Origin of the sequence: Rhizobium sp. BK650 (assembly GCF_014195325.1) — a bacterium.
GTDB lineage: Bacteria > Pseudomonadota > Alphaproteobacteria > Rhizobiales > Rhizobiaceae > Rhizobium.
The window spans coordinates 1-21021 of the sequence record NZ_JACIBK010000007.1; the positions used below are offsets into that span (position 1 = coordinate 1).

33 protein-coding genes and 1 pseudogene are annotated in these 21021 nt (G+C 58.8%); 30 read left to right on the forward strand and 4 right to left on the reverse strand.

What is annotated here, in order from left to right; genetic code table 11:
* The 28 genes and pseudogenes from tuf to rplQ form a co-directional block, all read left to right on the forward strand.
* Nucleotides 1-177, forward strand: a pseudogene (tuf, locus tag FHX15_RS17480) (elongation factor Tu); the annotation flags it as partial.
* A 303-nt stretch (nucleotides 178-480) separates the two neighbouring features.
* The gene (rpsJ, locus tag FHX15_RS17485; protein WP_003547547.1) at nucleotides 481-789 is read left to right on the forward strand and encodes a 30S ribosomal protein S10; all 309 of its coding nucleotides are present in this window, start codon (nucleotides 481-483) and stop codon (nucleotides 787-789) included.
* Nucleotides 790-822: 33 nt separating this feature from the next.
* Nucleotides 823-1464 carry a 50S ribosomal protein L3 gene (gene rplC / locus FHX15_RS17490; protein ID WP_132651235.1) on the forward strand — a complete coding sequence of 214 codons (642 nt, stop codon included), beginning with the start codon at nucleotides 823-825 and terminating at the stop codon, nucleotides 1462-1464.
* A gap of 13 nt (nucleotides 1465-1477) precedes the next feature.
* Nucleotides 1478-2098 carry a 50S ribosomal protein L4 gene (rplD, locus tag FHX15_RS17495; RefSeq protein WP_184399297.1) on the forward strand — a complete coding sequence of 207 codons (621 nt, stop codon included), beginning with the start codon at nucleotides 1478-1480 and terminating at the stop codon, nucleotides 2096-2098.
* The gene (locus FHX15_RS17500; RefSeq protein ID WP_007812862.1) at nucleotides 2095-2388 is read left to right on the forward strand and encodes a 50S ribosomal protein L23; all 294 of its coding nucleotides are present in this window, start codon (nucleotides 2095-2097) and stop codon (nucleotides 2386-2388) included. Before rplD ends, FHX15_RS17500 begins: the two co-directional genes overlap by 4 nt.
* 11 nt (nucleotides 2389-2399) lie before the next feature.
* Nucleotides 2400-3236 (forward strand): 50S ribosomal protein L2, encoded by an 837-nt coding sequence (rplB, locus tag FHX15_RS17505; protein ID WP_184399300.1) that lies wholly within the window; start codon nucleotides 2400-2402, stop codon nucleotides 3234-3236.
* A 15-nt stretch (nucleotides 3237-3251) separates the two neighbouring features.
* Entirely contained in the window at nucleotides 3252-3530 is a 279-nt protein-coding gene (gene rpsS, locus FHX15_RS17510; RefSeq protein ID WP_007531666.1) for a 30S ribosomal protein S19, read from the forward strand.
* A 2-nt stretch (nucleotides 3531-3532) separates the two neighbouring features.
* Entirely contained in the window at nucleotides 3533-3922 is a 390-nt protein-coding gene (gene rplV / locus FHX15_RS17515; RefSeq protein ID WP_112572307.1) for a 50S ribosomal protein L22, read from the forward strand.
* The gene (gene rpsC / locus FHX15_RS17520) at nucleotides 3922-4656 is read left to right on the forward strand and encodes a 30S ribosomal protein S3 (RefSeq protein ID WP_184399302.1); all 735 of its coding nucleotides are present in this window, start codon (nucleotides 3922-3924) and stop codon (nucleotides 4654-4656) included. The genes rplV and rpsC overlap by 1 nt, the downstream gene beginning before the upstream one ends.
* 38 nt (nucleotides 4657-4694) lie before the next feature.
* Nucleotides 4695-5108, forward strand: coding sequence for a 50S ribosomal protein L16 (gene rplP / locus FHX15_RS17525; protein ID WP_003573792.1), 414 nt, complete (start codon nucleotides 4695-4697; stop codon nucleotides 5106-5108).
* Between the two features lie 12 nt (nucleotides 5109-5120).
* On the forward strand, nucleotides 5121-5321 hold the full coding sequence (gene rpmC, locus FHX15_RS17530; protein WP_007531673.1) for a 50S ribosomal protein L29: 201 nt from the start codon (nucleotides 5121-5123) through the stop codon (nucleotides 5319-5321).
* Between the two features lie 12 nt (nucleotides 5322-5333).
* Nucleotides 5334-5573 carry a 30S ribosomal protein S17 gene (gene rpsQ, locus FHX15_RS17535; RefSeq protein WP_184399304.1) on the forward strand — a complete coding sequence of 80 codons (240 nt, stop codon included), beginning with the start codon at nucleotides 5334-5336 and terminating at the stop codon, nucleotides 5571-5573.
* A gap of 261 nt (nucleotides 5574-5834) precedes the next feature.
* Nucleotides 5835-6203: a 50S ribosomal protein L14 gene (gene rplN / locus FHX15_RS17540; protein ID WP_003573790.1), complete on the forward strand. Its 369-nt coding sequence runs from the start codon at nucleotides 5835-5837 to the stop codon at nucleotides 6201-6203.
* A 12-nt stretch (nucleotides 6204-6215) separates the two neighbouring features.
* Complete coding sequence (gene rplX, locus FHX15_RS17545; RefSeq protein WP_132651241.1) at nucleotides 6216-6524, forward strand: 50S ribosomal protein L24; 309 nt, start codon at nucleotides 6216-6218, stop codon at nucleotides 6522-6524.
* Complete coding sequence (rplE, locus tag FHX15_RS17550; RefSeq protein ID WP_184399307.1) at nucleotides 6517-7074, forward strand: 50S ribosomal protein L5; 558 nt, start codon at nucleotides 6517-6519, stop codon at nucleotides 7072-7074. The genes rplX and rplE overlap by 8 nt, the downstream gene beginning before the upstream one ends.
* Nucleotides 7075-7106: 32 nt before the next feature.
* Nucleotides 7107-7412 carry a 30S ribosomal protein S14 gene (rpsN, locus tag FHX15_RS17555; RefSeq protein WP_018115514.1) on the forward strand — a complete coding sequence of 102 codons (306 nt, stop codon included), beginning with the start codon at nucleotides 7107-7109 and terminating at the stop codon, nucleotides 7410-7412.
* 12 nt (nucleotides 7413-7424) lie between these two features.
* Nucleotides 7425-7823, forward strand: coding sequence for a 30S ribosomal protein S8 (gene rpsH / locus FHX15_RS17560; protein ID WP_112572299.1), 399 nt, complete (start codon nucleotides 7425-7427; stop codon nucleotides 7821-7823).
* Between the two features lie 42 nt (nucleotides 7824-7865).
* Nucleotides 7866-8399: a 50S ribosomal protein L6 gene (rplF, locus tag FHX15_RS17565; RefSeq protein ID WP_184399309.1), complete on the forward strand. Its 534-nt coding sequence runs from the start codon at nucleotides 7866-7868 to the stop codon at nucleotides 8397-8399.
* 12 nt (nucleotides 8400-8411) lie between these two features.
* Nucleotides 8412-8774, forward strand: a complete 363-nt coding sequence (rplR, locus tag FHX15_RS17570) for a 50S ribosomal protein L18 (protein ID WP_184399311.1) — start codon at nucleotides 8412-8414, stop codon at nucleotides 8772-8774.
* Between the two features lie 132 nt (nucleotides 8775-8906).
* A complete protein-coding gene (gene rpsE, locus FHX15_RS17575) occupies nucleotides 8907-9476 on the forward strand; it encodes a 30S ribosomal protein S5 (protein WP_184399313.1) in 570 nt (189 codons plus the stop codon).
* Between the two features lie 13 nt (nucleotides 9477-9489).
* Nucleotides 9490-9699, forward strand: a complete 210-nt coding sequence (rpmD, locus tag FHX15_RS17580; protein WP_007812887.1) for a 50S ribosomal protein L30 — start codon at nucleotides 9490-9492, stop codon at nucleotides 9697-9699.
* Between the two features lie 16 nt (nucleotides 9700-9715).
* Nucleotides 9716-10189 carry a 50S ribosomal protein L15 gene (gene rplO, locus FHX15_RS17585; RefSeq protein ID WP_112572293.1) on the forward strand — a complete coding sequence of 158 codons (474 nt, stop codon included), beginning with the start codon at nucleotides 9716-9718 and terminating at the stop codon, nucleotides 10187-10189.
* Nucleotides 10190-10424: 235 nt separating this feature from the next.
* The gene (secY, locus tag FHX15_RS17590; RefSeq protein WP_184399315.1) at nucleotides 10425-11765 is read left to right on the forward strand and encodes a preprotein translocase subunit SecY; all 1341 of its coding nucleotides are present in this window, start codon (nucleotides 10425-10427) and stop codon (nucleotides 11763-11765) included.
* Nucleotides 11762-12412 (forward strand): adenylate kinase, encoded by a 651-nt coding sequence (locus FHX15_RS17595; RefSeq protein WP_184399317.1) that lies wholly within the window; start codon nucleotides 11762-11764, stop codon nucleotides 12410-12412. The genes secY and FHX15_RS17595 overlap by 4 nt, the downstream gene beginning before the upstream one ends.
* Before the next feature lie 219 nt (nucleotides 12413-12631).
* Nucleotides 12632-13000 (forward strand): 30S ribosomal protein S13, encoded by a 369-nt coding sequence (gene rpsM / locus FHX15_RS17600; protein WP_184399319.1) that lies wholly within the window; start codon nucleotides 12632-12634, stop codon nucleotides 12998-13000.
* Nucleotides 13001-13133: 133 nt separating this feature from the next.
* Nucleotides 13134-13523: a 30S ribosomal protein S11 gene (rpsK, locus tag FHX15_RS17605; protein WP_003547577.1), complete on the forward strand. Its 390-nt coding sequence runs from the start codon at nucleotides 13134-13136 to the stop codon at nucleotides 13521-13523.
* A gap of 97 nt (nucleotides 13524-13620) precedes the next feature.
* Nucleotides 13621-14631: a DNA-directed RNA polymerase subunit alpha gene (locus tag FHX15_RS17610; protein WP_018115507.1), complete on the forward strand. Its 1011-nt coding sequence runs from the start codon at nucleotides 13621-13623 to the stop codon at nucleotides 14629-14631.
* A 179-nt stretch (nucleotides 14632-14810) separates the two neighbouring features.
* Nucleotides 14811-15233 carry a 50S ribosomal protein L17 gene (gene rplQ / locus FHX15_RS17615; protein WP_112572283.1) on the forward strand — a complete coding sequence of 141 codons (423 nt, stop codon included), beginning with the start codon at nucleotides 14811-14813 and terminating at the stop codon, nucleotides 15231-15233.
* 93 nt (nucleotides 15234-15326) lie between these two features.
* On the opposite strand, the gene FHX15_RS17620 is transcribed toward rplQ, so the two are convergent.
* The gene (locus FHX15_RS17620) at nucleotides 15327-16196 is read right to left on the reverse strand and encodes a DUF817 domain-containing protein (protein WP_184399321.1); all 870 of its coding nucleotides are present in this window, start codon (nucleotides 16194-16196) and stop codon (nucleotides 15327-15329) included.
* Nucleotides 16197-16314: 118 nt separating this feature from the next.
* Between FHX15_RS17620 and FHX15_RS17625 the strand changes: the two genes are divergently transcribed.
* Nucleotides 16315-16716: a DUF2809 domain-containing protein gene (locus FHX15_RS17625; protein WP_184399910.1), complete on the forward strand. Its 402-nt coding sequence runs from the start codon at nucleotides 16315-16317 to the stop codon at nucleotides 16714-16716.
* 23 nt (nucleotides 16717-16739) lie between these two features.
* Here the strand turns inward: FHX15_RS17625 and msrQ are convergent, their stop codons facing one another.
* Together msrQ and msrP are read right to left on the reverse strand one after the other, a co-directional pair.
* Complete coding sequence (gene msrQ / locus FHX15_RS17630) at nucleotides 16740-17399, reverse strand: protein-methionine-sulfoxide reductase heme-binding subunit MsrQ (protein WP_184399323.1); 660 nt, start codon at nucleotides 17397-17399, stop codon at nucleotides 16740-16742.
* Nucleotides 17399-18346 carry a protein-methionine-sulfoxide reductase catalytic subunit MsrP gene (gene msrP, locus FHX15_RS17635; protein ID WP_184399326.1) on the reverse strand — a complete coding sequence of 316 codons (948 nt, stop codon included), beginning with the start codon at nucleotides 18344-18346 and terminating at the stop codon, nucleotides 17399-17401. Before msrP ends, msrQ begins: the two co-directional genes overlap by 1 nt.
* 321 nt (nucleotides 18347-18667) lie before the next feature.
* Here msrP and ilvD point away from each other — a divergent pair, with 321 nt between their 5' ends.
* Entirely contained in the window at nucleotides 18668-20506 is a 1839-nt protein-coding gene (gene ilvD / locus FHX15_RS17640; protein WP_184399328.1) for a dihydroxy-acid dehydratase, read from the forward strand.
* Between the two features lie 60 nt (nucleotides 20507-20566).
* Here ilvD and FHX15_RS17645 read toward each other — a convergent pair whose 3' ends face one another.
* Nucleotides 20567-20971: a GFA family protein gene (locus tag FHX15_RS17645; RefSeq protein ID WP_184399331.1), complete on the reverse strand. Its 405-nt coding sequence runs from the start codon at nucleotides 20969-20971 to the stop codon at nucleotides 20567-20569.
* Between the last annotated feature and the right edge of the window lie 50 nt (nucleotides 20972-21021).

Sequence of the window (21021 nt, forward strand, 5' to 3'; positions counted from 1 at the left end):
GACGTGACCGGCATCGTGACGCTTCCGGAAGGCACGGAAATGGTCATGCCTGGCGACAACGTCACGGTTGACGTCGAGCTGATCGTTCCGATCGCGATGGAAGAAAAGCTTCGCTTCGCTATCCGCGAAGGCGGCCGCACCGTCGGTGCTGGCATCGTTGCCGCTATCGTCGAGTAATTCCTTCGGCGGCTCCGCCGGAGCGGCCGATTCGATGACATTATTATGATGCAAGCGGCGCAAGCCGCTTGCTTATTACACAGAAATGTTGCAAATGGCGCGCGAGCGCGATTTGCGTACCGCTTTGGATGACGAAGCGGCGACTACAACAAACAATAAGGTGGGCTAATAGGCCCTGAAGACTGGATAGGGATGCCGAAGGCGCCCTCTCGATCTTTGAAACCGGTGGTCCGCCTTAGGAAGAAAGAACAACCCGTGTCTTTTTCGAAGATACGTGGAAAACAAACACAAGGATAACGTCGAATGAACGGCCAAAATATCCGCATTCGCCTGAAGGCGTTCGATCACCGGATTCTCGATGCTTCCACGCGCGAGATCGTGTCGACGGCGAAGCGCACCGGTGCAAGCGTCCGGGGCCCCGTTCCGCTTCCGACCCGCATCGAGAAGTTTACGGTCAACCGGTCCCCGCACATCGACAAGAAGAGCCGCGAACAGTTCGAGATGCGCACGCATAAGCGCCTGCTCGACATCGTAGACCCGACCCCGCAGACGGTAGACGCGCTGATGAAGCTCGATCTCGCCGCCGGTGTCGATGTTGAGATCAAGCTCTGAGCTTGCTCGAGCTGAGTTGGAAGGATTGAACCGATGCGTTCAGGTGTGATTGCACAGAAGGTGGGAATGACCCGCGTCTACAACGACGCCGGCGAGCATGTCCCGGTAACGGTACTGCGTTTGGATGGCTGCCAGGTCGTGGCCCAGCGCACCGTAGAAAAGAACGGCTATACCGCGCTTCAGCTCGGTGCTGGCCAGGCCAAGGTGAAGAACACCTCCAAGGCCATGCGCGGCAACTTCGCCGTCGCAAACGTTGAGCCGAAGGCCAAGCTGCAGGAATTCCGTGTTTCGGAAGACAACCTGCTCGATATTGGCACCGAGCTCAAGGCTGGTCACTTTGCTGCTGGGCAGCTCGTCGATGTCACCGGCACGACGATCGGTAAGGGCTTTGCCGGCGCCATGAAGCGCCACGGCTTCGGCGGTCTGCGCGCTACGCACGGTGTGTCCGTTTCGCACCGCTCGCATGGCTCGACGGGTTCGCGCCAGGATCCGGGCAAGGTTTTCAAGAACAAAAAGATGGCTGGTCACATGGGCCAGACGCGCGTGACGACGCAGAACCTTGAAGTGGTTTCGACCGACGAAGATCGCGGTCTGATCCTCATCAAGGGCGCAGTACCCGGTTCCAAGGGTGCCTGGATCATCGTGCGCGACGCCGTCAAGTCGGCAGCGAAGTAAGGGAGCCAGACCAATGGAATTGAACGTCAAGACCCTCGAGGGCAAAGACGCTGGGAAGGTTTCCCTTTCTGACGCTATTTTCGGCCTTGAGCCCCGCGAAGACATTCTCGCCCGCGTCATCCGCTGGCAGCTTGCCAAGAAGCAGCAGGGCACCCATCAGGCAAAGGGCCGCGCCGATGTCGCGCGCACCGGCGCCAAGATGTACAAGCAGAAGGGTACGGGCCGCGCTCGCCACCATTCGGCTCGTGCTCCGCAGTTCCGCGGCGGTGGTAAGGCTCATGGCCCGGTTGCTCGCAGCCACGAACACGACCTTCCGAAGAAGGTTCGCGCTCTCGGCCTGCGTCACGCGCTCTCTGCCAAGATCAAGGCTGACGACGTCATCGTCATCGACGACCTCGTCGCCAAGGAAGCAAAGACCAAGGCTCTTGCCGGTGTATTCGCATCGCTTGGCCTGACCAACGCCCTCTTCATTGGCGGCGCTGAGCTCGACGGCAACTTCAAGCTCGCTGCCCAGAACATCCCGAACATCGATGTTCTGCCGATCCAGGGCATCAATGTTTACGACATCGTCCGCCGCGGCAAGCTCGTGCTTTCCAAGGCTGCCGTTGAAGCGCTAGAGGAGCGATTCAAGTGACCGATCTTCGCCACTACGATGTGATCGTTTCTCCGGCGATCACCGAAAAGTCCACGCTGGTATCGGAAAACAACCAGGTTGTTTTCAATGTCGCCAAGAAGGCGACGAAGCCGGAAATCAAGGCTGCAGTCGAGGCGCTCTTCGGCGTCAAGGTTACGGCCGTCAACACCCTGCTGCGCAAGGGCAAGACCCGTCGTTTTCGCGGTTTTGTCGGCAAGCAGCAGGACGTGAAGAAGGCTGTCGTGACGCTGGCTGAAGGCCAGACGATCGACGTCTCCACCGGTCTCTGAGGTATAAAAAGATGGCATTGAAAACTTTCAATCCGACGACCCCGAGCCAGCGTCAGCTGGTCATCGTTGATCGCTCCTCGCTCTATAAGGGCAAGCCGGTTAAGGCGCTGACCGAAGGTCTGAACAAGAGCGGCGGCCGTAACAACCTTGGCCGCATCACTGCCCGCTTCATCGGCGGCGGTCACAAGCGCAGCTACCGTCTGGTAGACTTCAAGCGTCGCAAGTTCGACGTTGAAGGCACTGTCGAGCGTATCGAATACGACCCGAACCGTACGGCTTTCATCGCGCTCATCAGCTATGCCGATGGCGAACAGGCCTATATCATCGCTCCGCAGCGTCTTGCTGCCGGCGACAAGGTCATCGCTTCCGACAAGGCTGTCGACGTCAAGCCCGGCAACACGATGCCGCTGCAGTACATTCCGGTCGGCTCCATCATCCACAATGTGGAAATGAAGCCGGGCAAGGGCGGCCAGATCGCTCGCTCCGCCGGTTCCTACGCACAGCTCGTCGGCCGCGACCAGGGCATGGCGATCCTTCGCCTGAACTCTGGCGAACAGCGCCTCGTAAACGGCATCTGCCTTGCCTCGATCGGTGCCGTTTCCAACCCCGATCACGCCAACATCAACGACGGCAAGGCCGGTCGTACCGTTTGGCGCGGCAAGCGTCCACATAACCGCGGTGTTGTCATGAACCCTGTCGACCACCCGCACGGCGGTGGTGAAGGCCGTACCTCTGGTGGTCGCCATCCGGTGACCCCGTGGGGCAAGCCGACCAAGGGCAAGCGCACCCGGTCGAACAAGTCGACCGACAAGTTCATTATGCGTTCGCGTCATCAGCGCAAGAAGTAAGAGAGGAAGTCCTCAATGGCTCGTTCAGTATGGAAAGGTCCGTTTGTTGACGGCTATCTTCTCAAGAAGGCTGAGAAGGTTCGTGAAGGCGGACGTGCAGAAGTAATCAAGATCTGGAGCCGTCGCTCCACGATCCTGCCGCAGTTCGTCGGTCTCACCTTCGGCGTCTATAACGGCAGCAAGCATGTTCCGGTCAGCGTCAACGAAGACATGGTCGGCCACAAATTCGGTGAATTCTCTCCGACCCGTACCTATTACGGTCACGGCGCGGACAAGAAGGCAAAGAGGAAGTAACAATGGGCAAGGCAAAAGCCGAACGCCGGCTGAAGGACAATGAGGCGCAAGCAGTCGCCCGTACGCTCCGCGTCAGCCCACAGAAGCTCAACCTGGTTGCCGCGGCTATCCGCGGCAAGAAGGTCGATCGTGCACTCGCTGAGCTGGAGTTCTCCCGCAAGCGCATCGCAGGCGCCGTCAAGAAGACGCTCGAATCTGCGATCGCCAACGCCGAGAACAACCATGACCTCGACGTCGACGCTCTCGTCGTCGCTGAGGCCTATGTCGGCAAGTCGATCGTCATGAAGCGCTTCCACGCTCGTGGCCGCGGCCGCGCATCGCGTATCGAACGTCCGTTCGCTCACCTGACGATCGTCGTTCGTGAAGTGCAGGCACAAGAGGAGGCCGCATAATGGGTCAGAAAATCAATCCGATTGGTTTCCGTCTTGGCATCAACCGTACCTGGGATAGCCGCTGGTTTGCGGACAATGCCGAATACGGACAGCTCCTGCACGAAGACCTGAAGATGCGGAAGTTCGTCATGAGCGAGCTGAAGCAGGCTGGTATCGCAAAGGTGGTCATCGAGCGTCCGCACAAGAAGTGCCGCGTCACGATCCACTCGGCCCGTCCGGGCCTGATCATCGGCCGCAAGGGCGCCGACATCGACAAGCTCCGCAAGAAGCTGTCGGATATGACGAACTCCGAAACGCACCTCAACATCGTTGAAGTGCGCAAGCCGGAAATCGACGCAACGCTCGTTGCTCAGTCGATCGCCCAGCAGCTCGAGCGCCGCGTGGCTTTCCGCCGCGCCATGAAGCGCGCCGTTCAGTCTGCGATGCGTCTTGGCGCCGAAGGCATCAAGATCACCTGCGCCGGCCGTCTCGGCGGCGCTGAAATCGCTCGTACGGAATGGTATCGCGAAGGCCGCGTTCCGCTGCACACCCTGCGCGCTGACATCGACTACGGTACGGCTGAAGCCGAAACTGCATTCGGTATTTGCGGCATCAAGGTCTGGATCTTCAAGGGCGAAATCCTTGAGCACGATCCGATGGCTTCCGAACGCCGCGCGCTGGAAGGCGACGCACAGGGCCCGGCAAGCCGCGAACGCGACCGTGGCGATCGTCGCCGCGAACGCGACAACGCGTAATTAGCGCTGGCGAAAGATAAGCTCGGAGAAGTTAGAAAATGTTGCAGCCAAAGCGTACTAAGTATCGCAAGCAGTTCAAGGGCCGCATCAAGGGCGTAGCCAAAGGCGGTTCTGACCTGGCCTTCGGTGAATTCGGCCTGAAGGCTCAGGAGCCGAACCGCGTTAACGCACGTGAGATCGAAGCGGCTCGCCGCGCGATCACGCGTTACATGAAGCGCGCCGGCCGTGTTTGGATCCGCGTGTTCCCGGATGTTCCGGTAACCGCAAAGCCTACCGAAGTCCGTATGGGTAAGGGTAAGGGCTCCGTGGAATACTGGGCATGCAAGGTCAAGCCCGGTCGTATGATGTTCGAGATCGACGGTGTTTCCGAGGAAATCGCGCGTGAAGCGCTTCGCCTCGGCTCGGCCAAGCTCTCGGTCAAGACGCGCTTCGTTCAGCGCATCGCAGAGTAAGGAGAAGGCACGATGAAAGCCGAAGAAGTACGCGGCCTCACGGCCGACCAGCTCAAGGACAAGCTTGCCGACCTGAAGAAGGAGCAGTTCAACCTGCGCTTCCAGAAGGCAACCGGCCAGCTCGAGAAGTCCTCGCGCATCAACGAAGTCCGCAAGGACATCGCACGCGTCAAAACCATTGCCCGCCAGAAGGCGGCAGAAGCAAAGGCTTAAAGGAAGAAAAATATGCCGAAGCGCATTCTGCAGGGCGTCGTGGTTGGTGACAAGAACGAGAAGACTGTCGTAGTTCGCGTTGAGCGTCGTTTCGCTCATCCGCTGCTGCAGAAAACCGTTCGTCGCTCCAAGAAGTACAAGGCCCACGACGAAAACAACCAGTACAAGATCGGCGATGTCGTCTCCATCGAGGAGTGCGCACCGATCTCCAAGGACAAGCGCTGGACGGTCGTTTCCGCCCAGGTGAAGTAAGAATTTTGCGCGAGGCCTTGCGTCTCGCGGAAATTTCTGTATGAAGCAGCGTCGGAACGCTCGAATGCCGGGCGTTCTTTTGCTTTGAGCGCACGGAAGGTCCCGTTTGGGAAACCACCCTGGCAACGATCTACCCCGCGCTATTCAAGCTATTGCCGTGTTTTCGCTGTCCTTGTGACGAGCGGCCGGCAGACAATTTTCATAAGCCGGAAGAGGGGGCTTTGCCCAACCATTCCGGTAAGAACAAGAAGGCGACCTGATATGATTCAGATGCAAACAAACCTCGACGTGGCGGATAATTCCGGCGCACGTCGTGTCATGTGCATCAAGGTGCTGGGCGGCTCGAAGCGCAAGTATGCCTCGATCGGCGACGTCATCGTCGTTTCGATCAAGGAAGCTATTCCGCGCGGCCGTGTGAAGAAGGGTGACGTGATGAAGGCGGTTGTCGTTCGCACCGCCAAGGACATCCGTCGTCCGGATGGCTCCGTCATCCGCTTCGACACCAACGCAGCAGTCCTCATCGACAACAAGAAAGAGCCGATCGGCACCCGTATCTTCGGACCGGTTCCGCGCGAACTTCGCGCAAAGAACCACATGAAGATCATCTCGCTGGCTCCCGAAGTACTGTAAGGAGCGAGAACGATGCAGAAGATTCGTAAGGGCGACAAGGTCGTCATGCTCGCAGGCAAGGACAAGGGCCGCACTGGCGAAGTGCTCCAGGTTCTGCCGAAGGAAGATCGCGCCGTCGTTCGCGGCGTCAACGTCGTAAAGCGCCACCAGCGCCAGACGCAGACTCAGGAAGCCGGTATCATTTCCAAGGAAGCTCCGGTTCACCTGTCCAACGTCGCAATCGTCGACAAGGACGGCAAGCCGACCCGCGTCGGTTTCAAGGTTGTTGACGGCAAGAAGGTCCGCGTGGCCAAGCGTTCGGGAGATGTGATCGATGGCTGAGGCAAAGTACGAGCCGCGGCTCAAGAAGGAATATGTTGAGCGGATCCGTAAAGCGCTGCAGGAGAAGTACTCCTACGCCAACGAGATGATGATCCCGAAGCTCGACAAGATCGTTATCAACATGGGTGTGGGCGAAGCCACGGCTGACTCGAAGAAGCCGACCGTCGCTGCTGCCGATCTGGCTGCCATCGCTGGTCAGAAGCCGGTAATCACCCGTGCGCGCAACTCCATCGCAGGCTTCAAAGTCCGCGAAAACATGCCGATCGGCGCGAAGGTCACCCTGCGCGGCGCCCGCATGTATGAGTTCCTGGATCGCCTGGTCAACATCGCGCTCCCGCGCGTTCGCGACTTCCGCGGCCTGAACCCGAAGAGCTTTGACGGCCGTGGCAATTTCGCCATGGGCATCAAGGAGCACATTGTGTTCCCTGAGATCAACTACGACAAGGTTGATCAGATGTGGGGCATGGACATCATCGTTTGCACGACGGCCAAGACCGACGACGAAGCTCGCACGCTCCTCACGGAGTTCAGCTTCCCGTTCCGTCAGTAACCGTAACGACGAGCGTAGAAAAGGAACCTGACATGGCGAAGACAAGCGCAGTTGAAAAGAACAAGCGCCGCCGTAATACGGTCGCAAACCAGGCCGCCAAGCGCGCTGCCCTGAAGGCGATCATCATGAACCAGGCTCTTCCGATCGAAGAGCGGTTCAAGGCCTCGATCAAGCTGGCATCCCTGCCGCGCGACGGATCGAAGACCCGCATTCGCAACCGTTGCGAAGTGTCCGGTCGTCCGCGCGCTTACTACCGCAAACTGCGCATGTCGCGTATCGCGCTGCGCGAACTGGGCAATCTCGGCAAGGTGCCGGGCATCGTCAAGTCGAGCTGGTAAGGAGCAGGTTAGATGACAATGACTGATCCGTTGGGCGATATGCTCACCCGCATCCGCAATGGTGCTTCGCGTCGCAAGTCGTCGGTTTCGACGCCTGCCTCCAAGCTCCGTGCGCGTGTTCTCGATGTGCTCCAGGCCGAAGGCTACATCCGCGGCTACTCCGTCGTCGATTTCGGCAACGGCAAGTCCGAGCTCAACATCGAACTCAAGTACTATGAAGGCGCATCGGTGATCCGCGAGATCGGCCGTGTGTCCAAGCCGGGCCGCCGGGTTTATGTCTCGGTCAAGTCCATTCCGCAGGTCGCGAACGGCCTCGGCATCACCATCCTTTCGACTCCGAAGGGCGTGATGGCCGATCACCAAGCTCGCGAACAGAACGTTGGTGGCGAGGTTCTCTGCTCGGTCTTCTAAGACAGGGCAGGGGTCTCCATAGCGAACAGACAGGATAGAAACATGTCTCGTATCGGTAAGAAGCCCGTTCAGGTGCCTGCTGGGATCACGGCTACGGTCGATGGCCAGAAGGTTTCCGCTAAGGGCCCGAAGGGCGAGCTGTTTTTCGTCGCGAATGATGAAATCAGCGTCAAGCTCGAAAACAACGCGGTCGTCGTAACGCCGCTCTCCCAGACGAAGGAAGCTCGGTCGAAGTGGGGCATGTCCCGCACGATGATCGAAAACATCTTCAAGGGCGTCAAGGACGGCTACGAGCGCAAGCTCGAAATCAACGGCGTTGGTTACCGTGCCGCCATGCAGGGCAAGAACCTGCAGCTGGCTCTCGGTTTCAGCCACGACGTGGTTTATGAGCCGCCGCAGGGCATTACGATCGCTGTGCCGAAGCCGACGGAAATCGTCGTTACCGGTATCAACAAGCAGCAGGTCGGCCAGGTCGCCGCCGAGATTCGCGAATACCGCGGTCCGGAGCCCTATAAGGGCAAGGGCGTCAAGTATGCCGAAGAGCGGATTGTCCGCAAAGAAGGCAAGAAGAAGTAAGGATCACGCGAAATGGCTAGCAGGAAAGAAGCACTTGCACGTCGTGCCAACCGCGTGCGCCGTCATCTCAAGTCGGTGGCCAATGGTCGTCCGCGCCTGTCGGTTCATCGCTCGTCGAAGAACATCTACGCACAGATCATCGACGATGTTGCCGGCAAGACGCTTGCCGCTGCATCGACCCTCGACAAGGATCTGCGCGGTTCTCTGAAGACCGGTGCCGATACCGCTGCAGCTGCCCTCGTCGGCAAGCTGGTTGCAGAGCGCGCCTCGAAGGCTGGCGTCAAGGAGGTCGTTTTCGACCGTGGCGCCTTCATCTACCACGGCCGCATCAAGGCCTTGGCAGAAGCAGCCCGCGAAGGCGGTCTGACCTTCTAATCAGTTTCCGGCCGAAGCTTTCGGAAAGCCTCGGCCGGATTTCACCGGACCGCAGATCGTTCCCTTTGGGAAGCCGATGCGGTCCTCGTTTTGTTTGCCGATTGCACCCGGAAAAGAAAAAGGAAGAGGACAATGGCACAGGAAAGAAGGCCGCAGCGGGAAGACCGCCAGAGCCGTGAAGAGCGCGATAGCGAATTCGTCGACAAGCTGGTCGCGATCAACCGCGTCGCAAAGGTCGTCAAGGGCGGCCGTCGCTTCGGTTTCGCCGCTCTCGTCGTCGTTGGCGACCAGAAGGGCCGTGTAGGCTTCGGCCATGGCAAGGCACGCGAAGTGCCGGAAGCCATCCGCAAGGCGACCGAAAGCGCAAAGCGCGACATGATCTTCGTACCGCTGCGTGACGGTCGTACGCTGCATCACGACGTTCATGGCCGCCATGGCGCCGGGAAGGTTCTGCTGCGCTCGGCCAAGGTTGGTACCGGTATCATTGCCGGCGGTCCGATGCGTGCCGTTTTCGAAACGCTCGGCATGCACGACGTCGTCGCCAAGTCGACCGGTTCGTCGAACCCCTACAACATGGTTCGCGCGACCTTCGACGCTCTGAAGCACCAGGTTCACCCGAAGGACATCGCAGCACAGCGCGGCATCAAGTATGCTACGCTCCAGGCTCGCCGTGCCGCTTCTGGCAACGCCTCTGAAGAATAAGAGGAGCTGACCAATGGCCAAGGCTACCAAGAAGGCTGAAGCGAAAACTGTAACGATCGAACAGATCGGCAGCCCGATTCGCCGTCCGGACGTCCAGCAGCGCACGCTGATCGGTCTCGGACTGAACAAGATGCACCGTCGCCGCACGCTGGAAGATACTCCGGCCGTTCGTGGCATGATCCGTGCAGTCCAGCATCTCGTTCGCGTTGTCGACGAGAAGTGAGACCGGAGTAACGATCATGAAACTCAATGAAATCAAGGATAACGAAGGCTCTACCCACAGCCGCAAGCGCCTCGGCCGCGGTATCGGCTCGGGCTCCGGCAAGACCGGCGGTCGCGGTGTAAAGGGTCAGAAGTCCCGTTCGGGCGTTGCCATCAACGGCTTCGAAGGCGGTCAGATGCCTATCTACCGTCGCCTGCCAAAGCGCGGCTTCAACAATATCTTCGCAGCCGACTACGTCGTCGTATCGCTGGCACGCATCCAGGCTGCCGTCGATGCCGGCAAGCTCGACGCGAAGGCGACCGTTGACGCAGCTGCTCTCAAGGCTGCCGGCGTCATTCGTCGCGCCAAGGACGGCGTTCGCGTCCTCGCCGATGGCGAGCTCAAGGCCAAGATCACGCTCGAAGTTGCAGGCGCTTCCAAGTCTGCCGTCGAGAAGATCGAAAAGGCTGGCGGCAAGGTAACGCTTCTTTCTGCCGCAGCGGCAGAATAATAAACTGATGATATATCGCCCGGGGTGCTTCACACCGGGCGATTTTGCTCCCATATGTGAGCCTCACGAAAACCTGCTTGAACGCATCCGCGTCGGGACGGTAAGACTGAAAACGAGGGTGAGGCATCGGGTTGCGCCAGCGATCCACCCGAAGCCCGGTTTTTAAAAGAAATTCATACTGATTCCGGTGCCGGCCGACCTGAGAGCGCCCGGAATTGGTAGCGCGGAGAAACGCATGGCTTCTGCAGCGGAACAACTGGCTTCAAACCTTAATTTTTCGACCTTCGCCAAAGCCGAGGATCTTAAGAAGCGCCTGTGGTTCACACTGGCAGCTCTCCTCGTCTACCGGCTGGGCACTCATATCCCGCTCCCAGGTCTCAATCCGCAGGCCTATGCTCACGCATTCCAGGGCCAGGCCGGCGGCATTCTCGGCCTCTTCAACATGTTCTCGGGCGGCGCCGTCCAGCGCATGGCGATCTTTGCGCTCGGTATCATGCCCTACATCTCCGCCTCGATTATCGTGCAGCTTATGACCTCGGTCGTGCCGGCGCTCGAAAACCTGAAGAAAGAAGGCGAGCAAGGCCGCAAGATCATCAACCAGTACACCCGCTACGGCACGGTTATACTTGGCGCCCTGCAGGCCTACGGCATTGCCGTCGGTCTCGAGAGCGGCAACGGCCTTGTTGTCGATCCGGGCTTGTTCTTCCGTATTTCAACGGTTCTGACGCTGCTCGGCGGCACCATGTTCCTGATGTGGCTTGGAGAGCAGATCACCTCGCGCGGCATCGGTAACGGTATCTCGCTCATCATCTTCGCCGGCATTGCTGCGGGTCTTCCGAGTGCTCTTGCCGGGACACTGGAACTCGGCCGCACCGGCGCGCTGTCGACGACCCTCATCCTGGCCGTCATCGTCGTTGCGATCGGCGTCATCGGCGTCATCGTCTTCGTCGAGCGTGCGCAGCGCCGTCTGCTGATCCAGTATCCGAAGCGCCAGGTTGGCAACCGTATGTTCCAGGGCGACACCTCGCACCTGCCGCTGAAGTTGAACACCTCTGGCGTCATCCCGGCAATCTTTGCATCCTCGCTGCTGCTTCTGCCGGCGACGATCGCAGGCTTTGCCAACACGACTGCGATGCCCGCCTGGGCGACCTCCATCGTTGCCGCCCTTGGCCACGGCCGACCGCTCTATATGGTGCTCTATGCGGCGCTGATTGCCTTCTTTGCCTTCTTCTACACTGCCATCGTCTTCAATCCGAAGGACACGGCGGATAACCTGAAGAAGCATGGCGGCTTCATCCCCGGCATTCGCCCGGGGGAGCGCACCGCCGAATATATCGACTACGTGCTGACCCGTATCACGGTGCTCGGCGCTATCTATCTCGTCTTCGTCTGCATCCTTCCTGAGATTCTGGTGTCGCAAACCGGCATTCCATTATCCCTTGGTGGGACTTCGCTTTTGATCGTGGTTAGCGTAACTCTTGATACGGTGGCACAGATCCAGGGCCATCTGATCGCACAGCAGTACGAAGGCCTGATCAAGAAATCGAAGTTGCGTGGAGGAAAGAGGGGGCGATGAGACTTATACTTTTGGGGCCGCCGGGCGCGGGTAAGGGAACCCAGGCTCAGCGGATCGTGGAAAAGCATGGCATTCCCCAGCTTTCCACGGGTGACATGCTGCGCGCCGCCGTTCAGGCCGGTACTGAAGTCGGTAAGCGCGCAAAGGCTGTCATGGACGCCGGAAATCTGGTCTCGGACGAGATTGTCAATGCCATCGTCTCCGAACGAATCGATCAGCCTGACTGTGCCAATGGTTTCATCCTCGACGGCTTCCCGCGCACGCTGGTGCAGGCGGACGCCACCGAGGCGATGCTGAAGGCCAAAGGTCTCGATCTTTCGGTCGTCATCGAATTCCGTGTGGACGACAAGGAACTGGTCCGCCGCGTGGCTGGCCGTTACTCTTGCGCTGAGTGCGGTACCGTCTATCACGATACGGACAAGGTCCCGGCCAAGGAAGGCGTCTGCGACAAGTGCGGTTCCACCCACTTCAAGCGTCGTCCTGACGACAATGCCGAGACCATGACCAAGCGTCTTGAGGTCTACTATAAGGAAACCTCACCGCTGATCGGCTACTACTATGCCAAGGGCAAGCTCAAGTCCGTGGATGGCATGGCCGATATCGATCAGGTTACAACCGAGATCGAACGCATTCTTTCTAAGCTTTAAAGCTTTGAAAATAAACTTGGCGGGAGCGGTTGCTTTTTTGCACTGATTCCGCTAAACCGCGCCAACTCGCGACATTCCCTGCGATCGGCGCGGATTTCCCGAAGGAAATCCGGGTTCGATCGTTTTGCGATGTTACGAACCCGAATTTGAACGAGCGGCCTTTGGCTGCATAACGAAGCCCTATTGCCGGATGGCAACTGGAATGCAAGGAGAATAGGCGTGGCACGTATCGCTGGCGTCAACATCCCGACTGCAAAGCGCGTCGTCATCGCGCTGACCTACATTCACGGGATCGGATCGAAATTCGCGCAGGAGATCATCGAAAAGGTCGGTATTCCGGCTGATCGCCGCGTTCATCAGCTCACGGATGCTGAAATCCTTCAGATCCGCGAAACCATCGACCGCGACTATCAGGTCGAGGGTGATCTTCGCCGCGAAACCGCGATGAACATCAAGCGTCTGATGGATCTCGGCTGCTACCGCGGCCTGCGTCATCGTCGCGGCCTTCCAGTCCGCGGTCAGCGCACGCACACCAATGCCCGCACCCGCAAGGGTCCGGCAAAGGCTATCGCTGGCAAGAAGAAGTAATTTCCGGGCAACCGGGATGGGGAGGCTGGCGGTCTGCGCCGGCCTCTTTTGAGTTTGGGGCGGGGTCATATAGGCGCCGTTCCGGTGTAGCCGCTGGGATTACGGCGGTGAAGAGATCCAAGAAAGGAATAACATGGCTAAGGAAGCCGTCCGCGTTCGCCGTCGCGAGCGTAAGAATATCTCGTCGGGTGTCGCTCACGTCAACTCGACCTTCAACAACACGATGATCACCATCACCGACGCGCAGGGCAATGCGATTGCCTGGTCGTCTGCTGGCGCCAAGGGCTTCAAGGGCTCGCGCAAGTCGACCCCGTTCGCTGCTCAGATCGCTGCCGAAGACTGCGCCAAGAAGGCTCAGGAGCATGGCATGAAGTCGCTGGAAGTCGAAGTTTGCGGCCCGGGTTCCGGCCGTGAATCGGCTCTGCGCGCGCTCCAGGCTGCCGGTTTCATGATCACGTCCATCCGCGACGTGACCCCGATCCCGCACAATGGCTGCCGTCCGCGCAAGAAGCGCCGCGTCTGATCATCGCTATCGTCACCGGTGAGCGCCACAGCGCTCCCGGTGGTTTTCAAGCTCGGTTGCCACGATTGGATGGTGGCAACGAACGGAAGGCAAAATCATGATTCAGAAGAACTGGCAGGAATTGATCAAGCCGAACAAGGTGGAGTTCTCTTCGAGCTCGCGCACCAAGGCGACTCTCGTTGCAGAGCCGCTTGAGCGCGGTTTCGGCCTCACCCTCGGCAACGCGCTGCGCCGCGTTCTGCTCTCCTCTCTGCGCGGTGCCGCTGTTACGGCGGTGCAGATCGACGGCGTGCTGCATGAATTCTCCTCGATTCCGGGCGTCCGCGAAGACGTTACGGATATCGTGCTCAACATTAAGGAAATCGCCATCAAGATGGATGGCGACGATGCGAAGCGCATGGTCGTGCGCAAGCAGGGCCCGGGTGTTGTAACGGCTGGCGATATCCAGACCGTTGGTGATATCGAAATCCTCAATCCCGAGCATGTCATCTGCACGCTCGACGAGGGTGCCGAGATCCGCATGGAATTCACCGTCAACAACGGCAAGGGCTACGTCCCGGCCGAGCGCAATCGTGCGGAAGATGCTCCGATTGGCCTGATCCCGGTCGACAGCCTCTATTCGCCGGTCAAGAAGGTGTCCTACAAGGTTGAAAATACCCGCGAAGGACAGGTTCTCGACTACGACAAGCTGACCATGACCATCGAAACCGATGGTTCTGTGTCCGGCGAAGATGCCGTCGCTTTCGCGGCTCGCATCCTGCAGGACCAGCTTGGCGTCTTCGTCAACTTCGACGAACCGCAGAAGGAAGCCGAAGAAGAAGCAGTCACCGAACTGGCCTTCAACCCGGCGCTCCTCAAGAAGGTGGACGAGCTCGAACTGTCGGTTCGTTCGGCAAACTGCCTGAAGAACGACAATATCGTCTACATCGGCGACCTCATTCAGAAGACCGAAGCAGAAATGCTCCGCACCCCGAACTTTGGTCGCAAGTCGCTGAACGAAATCAAGGAAGTTCTCGCTTCCATGGGCCTGCACCTCGGCATGGAAGTGCCGGCATGGCCGCCCGAGAACATCGAAGATCTCGCCAAGCGTTACGAAGACCAGTACTGAGCGGCGTGAGGAAAAGTGTGAAGCGGTTTTCCGCCCGCACGCCGATCGCAAGAAGATAACAAAAGGCAGGCTTTTTACGGCTGCCTTTCCCCGTCAAACAGCAGGCCTATCGCCTGCATGTGCCAGGAAACGGCAGGCCCGGTAACGAAGTAAGGGCACTGCATTAAAGGAGAATAGCAATGCGCCACGCAAAGGCCGGCCGCAAGCTGAACAGAACCGCAAGCCATCGCAAGGCTATGTTTGCCAACATGGCTGCTTCCCTCATCACCCATGAGCAGATCGTAACGACTCTGCCGAAGGCGAAGGAAATCCGTCCGATCGTCGAGAAGCTCGTCACCCTCGGCAAGCGCGGCGACCTGCACGCTCGTCGTCAGGCGATTTCACAGATCAAGGACGCCGCTGTCGTTTCGAAGCTCTTCGACACGATCGCTTCGCGTTACGCAACCCGTAACGGCGGCTACCTGCGGATCATGAAGGCCGGCTTCCGCCAGGGCGACAATGCCGCTCTCGCCGTCATCGAATTCGTTGACCGCGACACCTATGCAAAGGGCGCAGCCGACAAGGCTCGCGTCGCTGCTGAAGAGCAGTCTGTCGCTGCTTAATATCTTTCCGGTTTCGGAAGGCAGAGAAGCCGGGCCGCGCGCCCGGCTTTTTCGTATGTATGCTCCGGAGAGCCGGAGAAGCGCTTTCAGAGCTCATTCGGGCACGTGGATCTTGAGCTTGATGTGCTTGAGGTTTGCGACGATCGTGAAGGTCATGATGACCAGCAAGCACCATGAACTCCATTTCCCGATATGAACGCTTGACCACGCGCCGATTTGGTTGGGATAGCGCCAGACGCCGAAGAAGGTGCTGATATTCTCGGCAAGCCAGATGAAGAAACCGATGAGGACGAAGGCGAGAAGCAGGGGCATCTTGCGGTCCTGGTCGTAGGGCCTGAAGATGACGGTGGTGCGAGCATAAAGTCCGAGCGTACAGGCTGCGATGTACCAGCGATAATCGCCAATATAGTGGTGGGTGAAGAAGTTGGCGTAGATCGCCAATGCCATAAGCCCTGCCATCCAGTAGGATGGATGATGCCTTACGCGCAGATCGAAAAGGCGCCAGGCCTGAATGACATAGCTGCCGACAGCCGCGTACATGAAGCCTGAAAAGAGCGGGACGCCAAATAGCTTGGTATAGGCGAAATCCGGATAGCTCCACGACTGGATACTGCCTGAAGTTTTGAAGACCTCGAGCGCAAACCCAACCAGATGAAAGACCGAGATCGCCTTCAATTCGTCGATGGTTTCCAGCTTTGCCCAGACCATCCACGCCTGGATTGCGAGAGCGATGATCAGTAGCAGATCATAGCGCGGGATACCGATGACACCCGCACGCGGAACCATGAATATCGCTAGAAAAAAGAGGCCTGCGAAAAGGCAGGCCCGGGCTTCCTTGATACTGAAATAAAAGAATTCGATGAAAAAGCGCTCTATGCCGTCGCGTTGATGCTCGGTCGGCTGGTCGATCAAATGCTGGTCCAAGCGGGGAAACAATCCTTGAAGCGCGGCAGCTTTAGGCATGTCGTGACGAGAGCCTCTGACCTGATCTGGAATCAATATGAAGTTGATAATCCCACCTCTCGGCATTAGGCAGCTCAAATCGGATGAGATTGTGGTGGAAACATTTGAATTGCGCAAAATGATTCAACGCACGCAAGGTCTTCGTCTGATGCTTTTGATCGTCATCATCGTCCTGGGTTTAGCACTCAGGCGGTTCGGCTATGCTATCGATCTGCCTTTCTTTATCGTCAAATATGGCGGGTCGCTGCTCTGGGGATCGATGGTTTATTTCCTGCTGGCAATTGCCTTGGGAGGTCTCGTTGCCGAATGTCGGCCCGTAGGGATTTTTGTCGCAGCGGTTTCCGTTGCTGTTTGTGTTGAACTGATCCGGCTCTATCACACGCCGTGGCTCGACGCATTTCGATTGACGACTGCAGGCCCCCTGTTGCTTGGGCGGGTCTTTTCGGTCTGGAATATCGTGGCTTATGCCGTCGGAATAGCAGCCGCTTATGCGCTTGATCCTGCCCGCAGTAAATCATAGCCACTCAGGCGACGATGGCGGATTTAAGAGGCTGATGACGCCGCGGTGCGACCGCGCGCGCGTCCTTGCCCCTTCTTCCGGCTCCGCCCGACCGGTTTATAGGAGCGGTAGAGGATCAGCGCGATGATCACTCCGACATAGATATATTGCTCGAAGCCGAGGATCTTCGTCGACAGCGCAAAGTGCAGCGCGGCGGAAGCGGCGATGATGTAGATGAGTCGGTGAAGCCAGATCCAGTTCGTACCAAGCCTGCGGATCGAAAAATTGTTGGAGGTGACCGCGAGCGGAACGAGCATTGCCAGCGCAGCCATGCCGAACATGATGAAGGGACGCTTCACCACATCTTCGACCACGGCAGAAATATCCAGCGCCTGATCGAGCACCATGTAGACGGTGAAATGCATCAGCGCATAGTAGAAGGTCAGAAGACCGAGCGCGCGGCGATAGCGCAGGTAGTTCCAGCCGAGAAGATCGCGTGCAGGGGTAACCGCAAGCGTCAGGATCAGGAAACGAATAGTCCAGATGCCGAGGAAAAGCTCGAAGGTCTTCACCGGATCGGCGCCGAGTTGATCCGTCGCGCCGAGATAGAAATACCAGCCGGCAGGCACGAGGCCCACGGCATAAAGCAGCCAGACCGAAGCCGGCTGCCAACGTTTCGGAATGGCAAGCGAAAACGCCGTCATCAGAAATTCATCCGGAGATCCATACCGGAATAGAGACTCGCAACTTCGTCGGCATAGCCATTGAAGGGCAGGGTGGGATGGCGGCTTGCGCCGAAGAAACCGCTTTCGCCGATGCGCCGTTCGGTCGCCTGGCTCCAGCGCGGATGATCGACCTCAGGATTGACGTTGGCATAGAAGCCGTACTCCTGACCATTCGTCACTTGCCAGGTGTTCTTCGGCTGTTGCTCGACGAGCGAAATGCGGACGATCGACTTGATGCCCTTAAAACCGTATTTCCAGGGGACGACGAGGCGCACCGGCGCGCCGTTTTGGTTAGGCAGCGTTTCGCCGTAGAGGCCAACGGCAAGCAGCGTCAGCGGGTGGCGGGCTTCGTCCATGCGCAGCCCCTCGACATAGGGCCAGTCGAGCGACTGGAAGAAGCCGCCTTGACCCGGCATTTCCTCCGGCCGCACAACCGTCTCGAAGGCAACATATTTGGCGCTGCCCTGCGGCTCCGCCTTGTCGAGGAGCGCCGATAGCGGAAACCCGTTCCACGGAATGACCATCGACCAGGCTTCCACGCAGCGCATGCGATAGACCCGCTCCTCGATCGGGAATTCCTTCATCAGCGCTTCGATATCGAAGGTGCCCGGTTTGTTGACTAGGCCGTCGACCTTGATCGTCCAGGGCAATGGCTTGAACTTGCCGGAAAGTGCGGCGGGATCGCCCTTGTCGAGGCCGAATTCATAGAAGTTATTGTAGGTGGTCACGTCCTTGATTGGCGTCAGCTTCTCATCGACAGTATATTTGCTCTTGACGGTCGTGAGCGCTGCCGCACTCGCCTTGCCCGCGCTGTAGAGCGCGATCGCGCCGAACGTCGCAGCACCGAGAAATTCCCGGCGCTTCAAGTAAACCTCGCGCGGCGTGATTTCCGAGGGGCGGATTTGGAGCGGACGATAGGCTGGCATATCGAAGTCCTCCTGGGCGGGGCAACCCGTGTGAATCTTTAAACGCAAACTGCGCGCTTCGGATCAGTGTGTATGCCTTGAATATTAGGGACGGAAAGCCAATTTTTTGTGTTCGACCGTGATGGAATAGACTGTAACAAAGGAGCCTTCGCATCCGTATATGCCTGATGGTGCCGCCCGTACCGCTTTGGGCATTCCCGGTAGTGACAGCTTAAGGCGATTGGATTAGGACAATTCCAAAAAGCAGCGACTGCCCGGCCTTCGCAAATCCTTTGCCGCCCCGCATCGCCCGACAATTCCTGGATATTGAGGAAGACACCGATGCCAGCTTACCGCTCCAGAACCACGACCCACGGCCGTAACATGGCGGGCGCGCGCGGCCTTTGGCGCGCCACGGGCATGAAGGATTCGGATTTCGGCAAGCCGATCATCGCCGTCGTCAATTCCTTCACGCAGTTTGTGCCCGGCCATGTTCATCTCAAGGATCTCGGCCAGCTCGTCGCTCGCGAAATCGAAGCGGCTGGCGGTGTCGCTAAGGAGTTTAACACGATTGCCGTCGATGATGGCATCGCCATGGGCCATGACGGCATGCTCTATTCGCTGCCCTCGCGCGAGCTGATCGCCGACAGCGTCGAATACATGGTCAACGCCCACTGTGCCGATGCCATGGTCTGCATCTCCAACTGCGACAAGATTACGCCCGGCATGCTGATGGCTTCGCTCCGCCTCAACATACCCACCGTCTTCGTCTCCGGCGGCCCGATGGAAGCCGGCAAGGTCGTCCTGCACGGCAAGACGCATGCGCTCGATCTGGTCGACGCCATGGTCGCTGCTGCCGATGACAAAATCTCCGATGAGGACGTTAAGGTCATCGAGCGTTCGGCCTGTCCGACCTGCGGTTCATGCTCCGGGATGTTTACCGCAAACTCCATGAACTGCCTGACGGAAGCCCTCGGTCTGTCGCTGCCCGGCAACGGCTCTACGCTTGCAACCCATGCCGACCGTAAGCGCCTCTTCGTCGAGGCTGGCCATCTGATCGTCGATCTCGCCCGTCGCTACTATGAGCAGGAAGACGAGAAGGTTCTGCCGCGTGTAATCGCCTCGAAGCAGGCTTTCGAGAATGCCATGGCGCTCGATATCGCTATGGGCGGCTCCACCAACACCGTTTTGCACATTCTGGCGGCTGCTCATGAGGGCGAAGTGGATTTCACCATGGCCGACATCGACGCGCTGTCGCGCCGCGTCCCCTGCCTTTCCAAGGTCGCACCCGCGAAGTCCGACGTGCATATGGAAGACGTTCACCGCGCAGGCGGCATCATGTCGATCCTTGGCGAACTCGATAAGGGCGGTCTTCTCAATCGCGACTGCCCGACCGTTCACGCCGAAACGCTGGGAGACGCGATCGACCGCTGGGATATCACCCGTACCAGTAGCGAGACGGTCCGCAACTTCTACCGTGCTGCTCCGGGCGGCATTCCGACACAGGTCGCCTTCAGCCAGGAGGCACGCTGGGACGAACTCGATACCGACCGCGTCGGCGGCGTTATCCGCTCTGTCGAGCACCCGTTCTCGAAGGATGGCGGGCTTGCCGTTCTCAAGGGCAACCTGGCGATCGACGGCTGTATCGTGAAGACGGCCGGTGTCGATGAATCGATTCTGAAGTTCTCCGGCCCGGCCAAGGTCTTCGAAAGCCAGGATGCGGCCGTCAAGGGCATCCTGGGCAATGAGGTCGCGGCTGGCGATGTCGTCGTCATCCGTTACGAAGGTCCCAAGGGTGGCCCGGGCATGCAGGAAATGCTCTATCCGACCAGTTACCTGAAGTCGAAGGGCCTCGGCAAGGCTTGCGCGCTGATCACCGACGGCCGCTTCTCGGGCGGCACCTCGGGGCTTTCAATCGGCCACGTCTCGCCGGAAGCGGCAAACGGTGGCGCGATCGGCCTCGTCCGCCAGGGCGACGTGATCGACATCGACATCCCGAACCGCACGATCAGCCTGCGCGTCAGCGATGCTGAACTTGCCGCTCGCCGCGCCGAGCAGGATCAGAAGGGCTGGCACCCGGCCGAGCAGCGCAAGCGCAACGTCTCGACCGCGCTTAAAGCCTATGCAGCCTTCGCAACCAGTGCAGACCGCGGCGCCGTTCGCGACCTGAACGCGCGCTGAGCCAAGCAGCTGAACCAACTCAAGGGACCCGCTGGTTAAGAGTCAGCGGGTCTTTCATTTTCAGAGATGCCGGGTCTCCGCCGGGACGGTCCACCAGCTGTTGTTTCTGCCATCGAAATATTGCACCGGCGCTTCCGCAAGCTCGGCAGGATCGAGATCGTCAAGGCAGGCGAGGTTGATCGATACGTAGGCACCGCCGACTGCCTCGATATAACCAGTGCCATAAGCAGGCACCCCGCAATTGGCGCAGAAGCGGTGATGGGCGGAAAGCGTGCCAAACTGGTAGTCGCTGATCCCGGCTTCCTCGCACAGCAGACGGAAGTCCTCCGGCTTGATATTCGCGCCCCAGTAGCGGCGCTTCCAGCAAATCGAGCAATTGCACTTTCCCGTCCCGGCCTGAATGTCGATATCGGCCTCGTAGCGGATCCGGCCGCAATGGCAGCTTCCGTGATAGGTCTTCTTCATGCGCTCCTCCTTGCATGTCGTTTCATCGTATGACAACATATTGTCATTAT

Coding starts and splice junctions, on each gene's coding strand:
- rplP (WP_003573792.1), top strand. CDS start 4,695: ATGTTGCAGCCAAAGCGTACTAAGTATCGCAAGCAGTTCAAGGGCCGC.
- rplF (WP_184399309.1), top strand. CDS start 7,866: ATGTCTCGTATCGGTAAGAAGCCCGTTCAGGTGCCTGCTGGGATCACG.
- rpsS (WP_007531666.1), top strand. CDS start 3,252: ATGGCTCGTTCAGTATGGAAAGGTCCGTTTGTTGACGGCTATCTTCTC.
- rplO (WP_112572293.1), top strand. CDS start 9,716: ATGAAACTCAATGAAATCAAGGATAACGAAGGCTCTACCCACAGCCGC.
- rpmD (WP_007812887.1), top strand. CDS start 9,490: ATGGCCAAGGCTACCAAGAAGGCTGAAGCGAAAACTGTAACGATCGAA.
- msrP (WP_184399326.1), bottom strand. CDS start 18,346: ATGCCAGCCTATCGTCCGCTCCAAATCCGCCCCTCGGAAATCACGCCG.
- FHX15_RS17625 (WP_184399910.1), top strand. CDS start 16,315: ATGATTCAACGCACGCAAGGTCTTCGTCTGATGCTTTTGATCGTCATC.
- rplD (WP_184399297.1), top strand. CDS start 1,478: ATGGAATTGAACGTCAAGACCCTCGAGGGCAAAGACGCTGGGAAGGTT.
- rplR (WP_184399311.1), top strand. CDS start 8,412: ATGGCTAGCAGGAAAGAAGCACTTGCACGTCGTGCCAACCGCGTGCGC.
- rpsH (WP_112572299.1), top strand. CDS start 7,425: ATGACAATGACTGATCCGTTGGGCGATATGCTCACCCGCATCCGCAAT.
- FHX15_RS17610 (WP_018115507.1), top strand. CDS start 13,621: ATGATTCAGAAGAACTGGCAGGAATTGATCAAGCCGAACAAGGTGGAG.
- rplC (WP_132651235.1), top strand. CDS start 823: ATGCGTTCAGGTGTGATTGCACAGAAGGTGGGAATGACCCGCGTCTAC.
- FHX15_RS17620 (WP_184399321.1), bottom strand. CDS start 16,196: ATGCCTAAAGCTGCCGCGCTTCAAGGATTGTTTCCCCGCTTGGACCAG.
- rplX (WP_132651241.1), top strand. CDS start 6,216: ATGCAGAAGATTCGTAAGGGCGACAAGGTCGTCATGCTCGCAGGCAAG.
- rpsQ (WP_184399304.1), top strand. CDS start 5,334: ATGCCGAAGCGCATTCTGCAGGGCGTCGTGGTTGGTGACAAGAACGAG.
- rpmC (WP_007531673.1), top strand. CDS start 5,121: ATGAAAGCCGAAGAAGTACGCGGCCTCACGGCCGACCAGCTCAAGGAC.
- rpsK (WP_003547577.1), top strand. CDS start 13,134: ATGGCTAAGGAAGCCGTCCGCGTTCGCCGTCGCGAGCGTAAGAATATC.
- ilvD (WP_184399328.1), top strand. CDS start 18,668: ATGCCAGCTTACCGCTCCAGAACCACGACCCACGGCCGTAACATGGCG.
- msrQ (WP_184399323.1), bottom strand. CDS start 17,399: ATGACGGCGTTTTCGCTTGCCATTCCGAAACGTTGGCAGCCGGCTTCG.
- rpsN (WP_018115514.1), top strand. CDS start 7,107: ATGGCGAAGACAAGCGCAGTTGAAAAGAACAAGCGCCGCCGTAATACG.
- rplQ (WP_112572283.1), top strand. CDS start 14,811: ATGCGCCACGCAAAGGCCGGCCGCAAGCTGAACAGAACCGCAAGCCAT.
- rplV (WP_112572307.1), top strand. CDS start 3,533: ATGGGCAAGGCAAAAGCCGAACGCCGGCTGAAGGACAATGAGGCGCAA.
- rplN (WP_003573790.1), top strand. CDS start 5,835: ATGATTCAGATGCAAACAAACCTCGACGTGGCGGATAATTCCGGCGCA.
- FHX15_RS17645 (WP_184399331.1), bottom strand. CDS start 20,971: ATGAAGAAGACCTATCACGGAAGCTGCCATTGCGGCCGGATCCGCTAC.
- rpsJ (WP_003547547.1), top strand. CDS start 481: ATGAACGGCCAAAATATCCGCATTCGCCTGAAGGCGTTCGATCACCGG.
- rplB (WP_184399300.1), top strand. CDS start 2,400: ATGGCATTGAAAACTTTCAATCCGACGACCCCGAGCCAGCGTCAGCTG.
- rpsC (WP_184399302.1), top strand. CDS start 3,922: ATGGGTCAGAAAATCAATCCGATTGGTTTCCGTCTTGGCATCAACCGT.
- rplE (WP_184399307.1), top strand. CDS start 6,517: ATGGCTGAGGCAAAGTACGAGCCGCGGCTCAAGAAGGAATATGTTGAG.
- FHX15_RS17595 (WP_184399317.1), top strand. CDS start 11,762: ATGAGACTTATACTTTTGGGGCCGCCGGGCGCGGGTAAGGGAACCCAG.
- secY (WP_184399315.1), top strand. CDS start 10,425: ATGGCTTCTGCAGCGGAACAACTGGCTTCAAACCTTAATTTTTCGACC.
- rpsE (WP_184399313.1), top strand. CDS start 8,907: ATGGCACAGGAAAGAAGGCCGCAGCGGGAAGACCGCCAGAGCCGTGAA.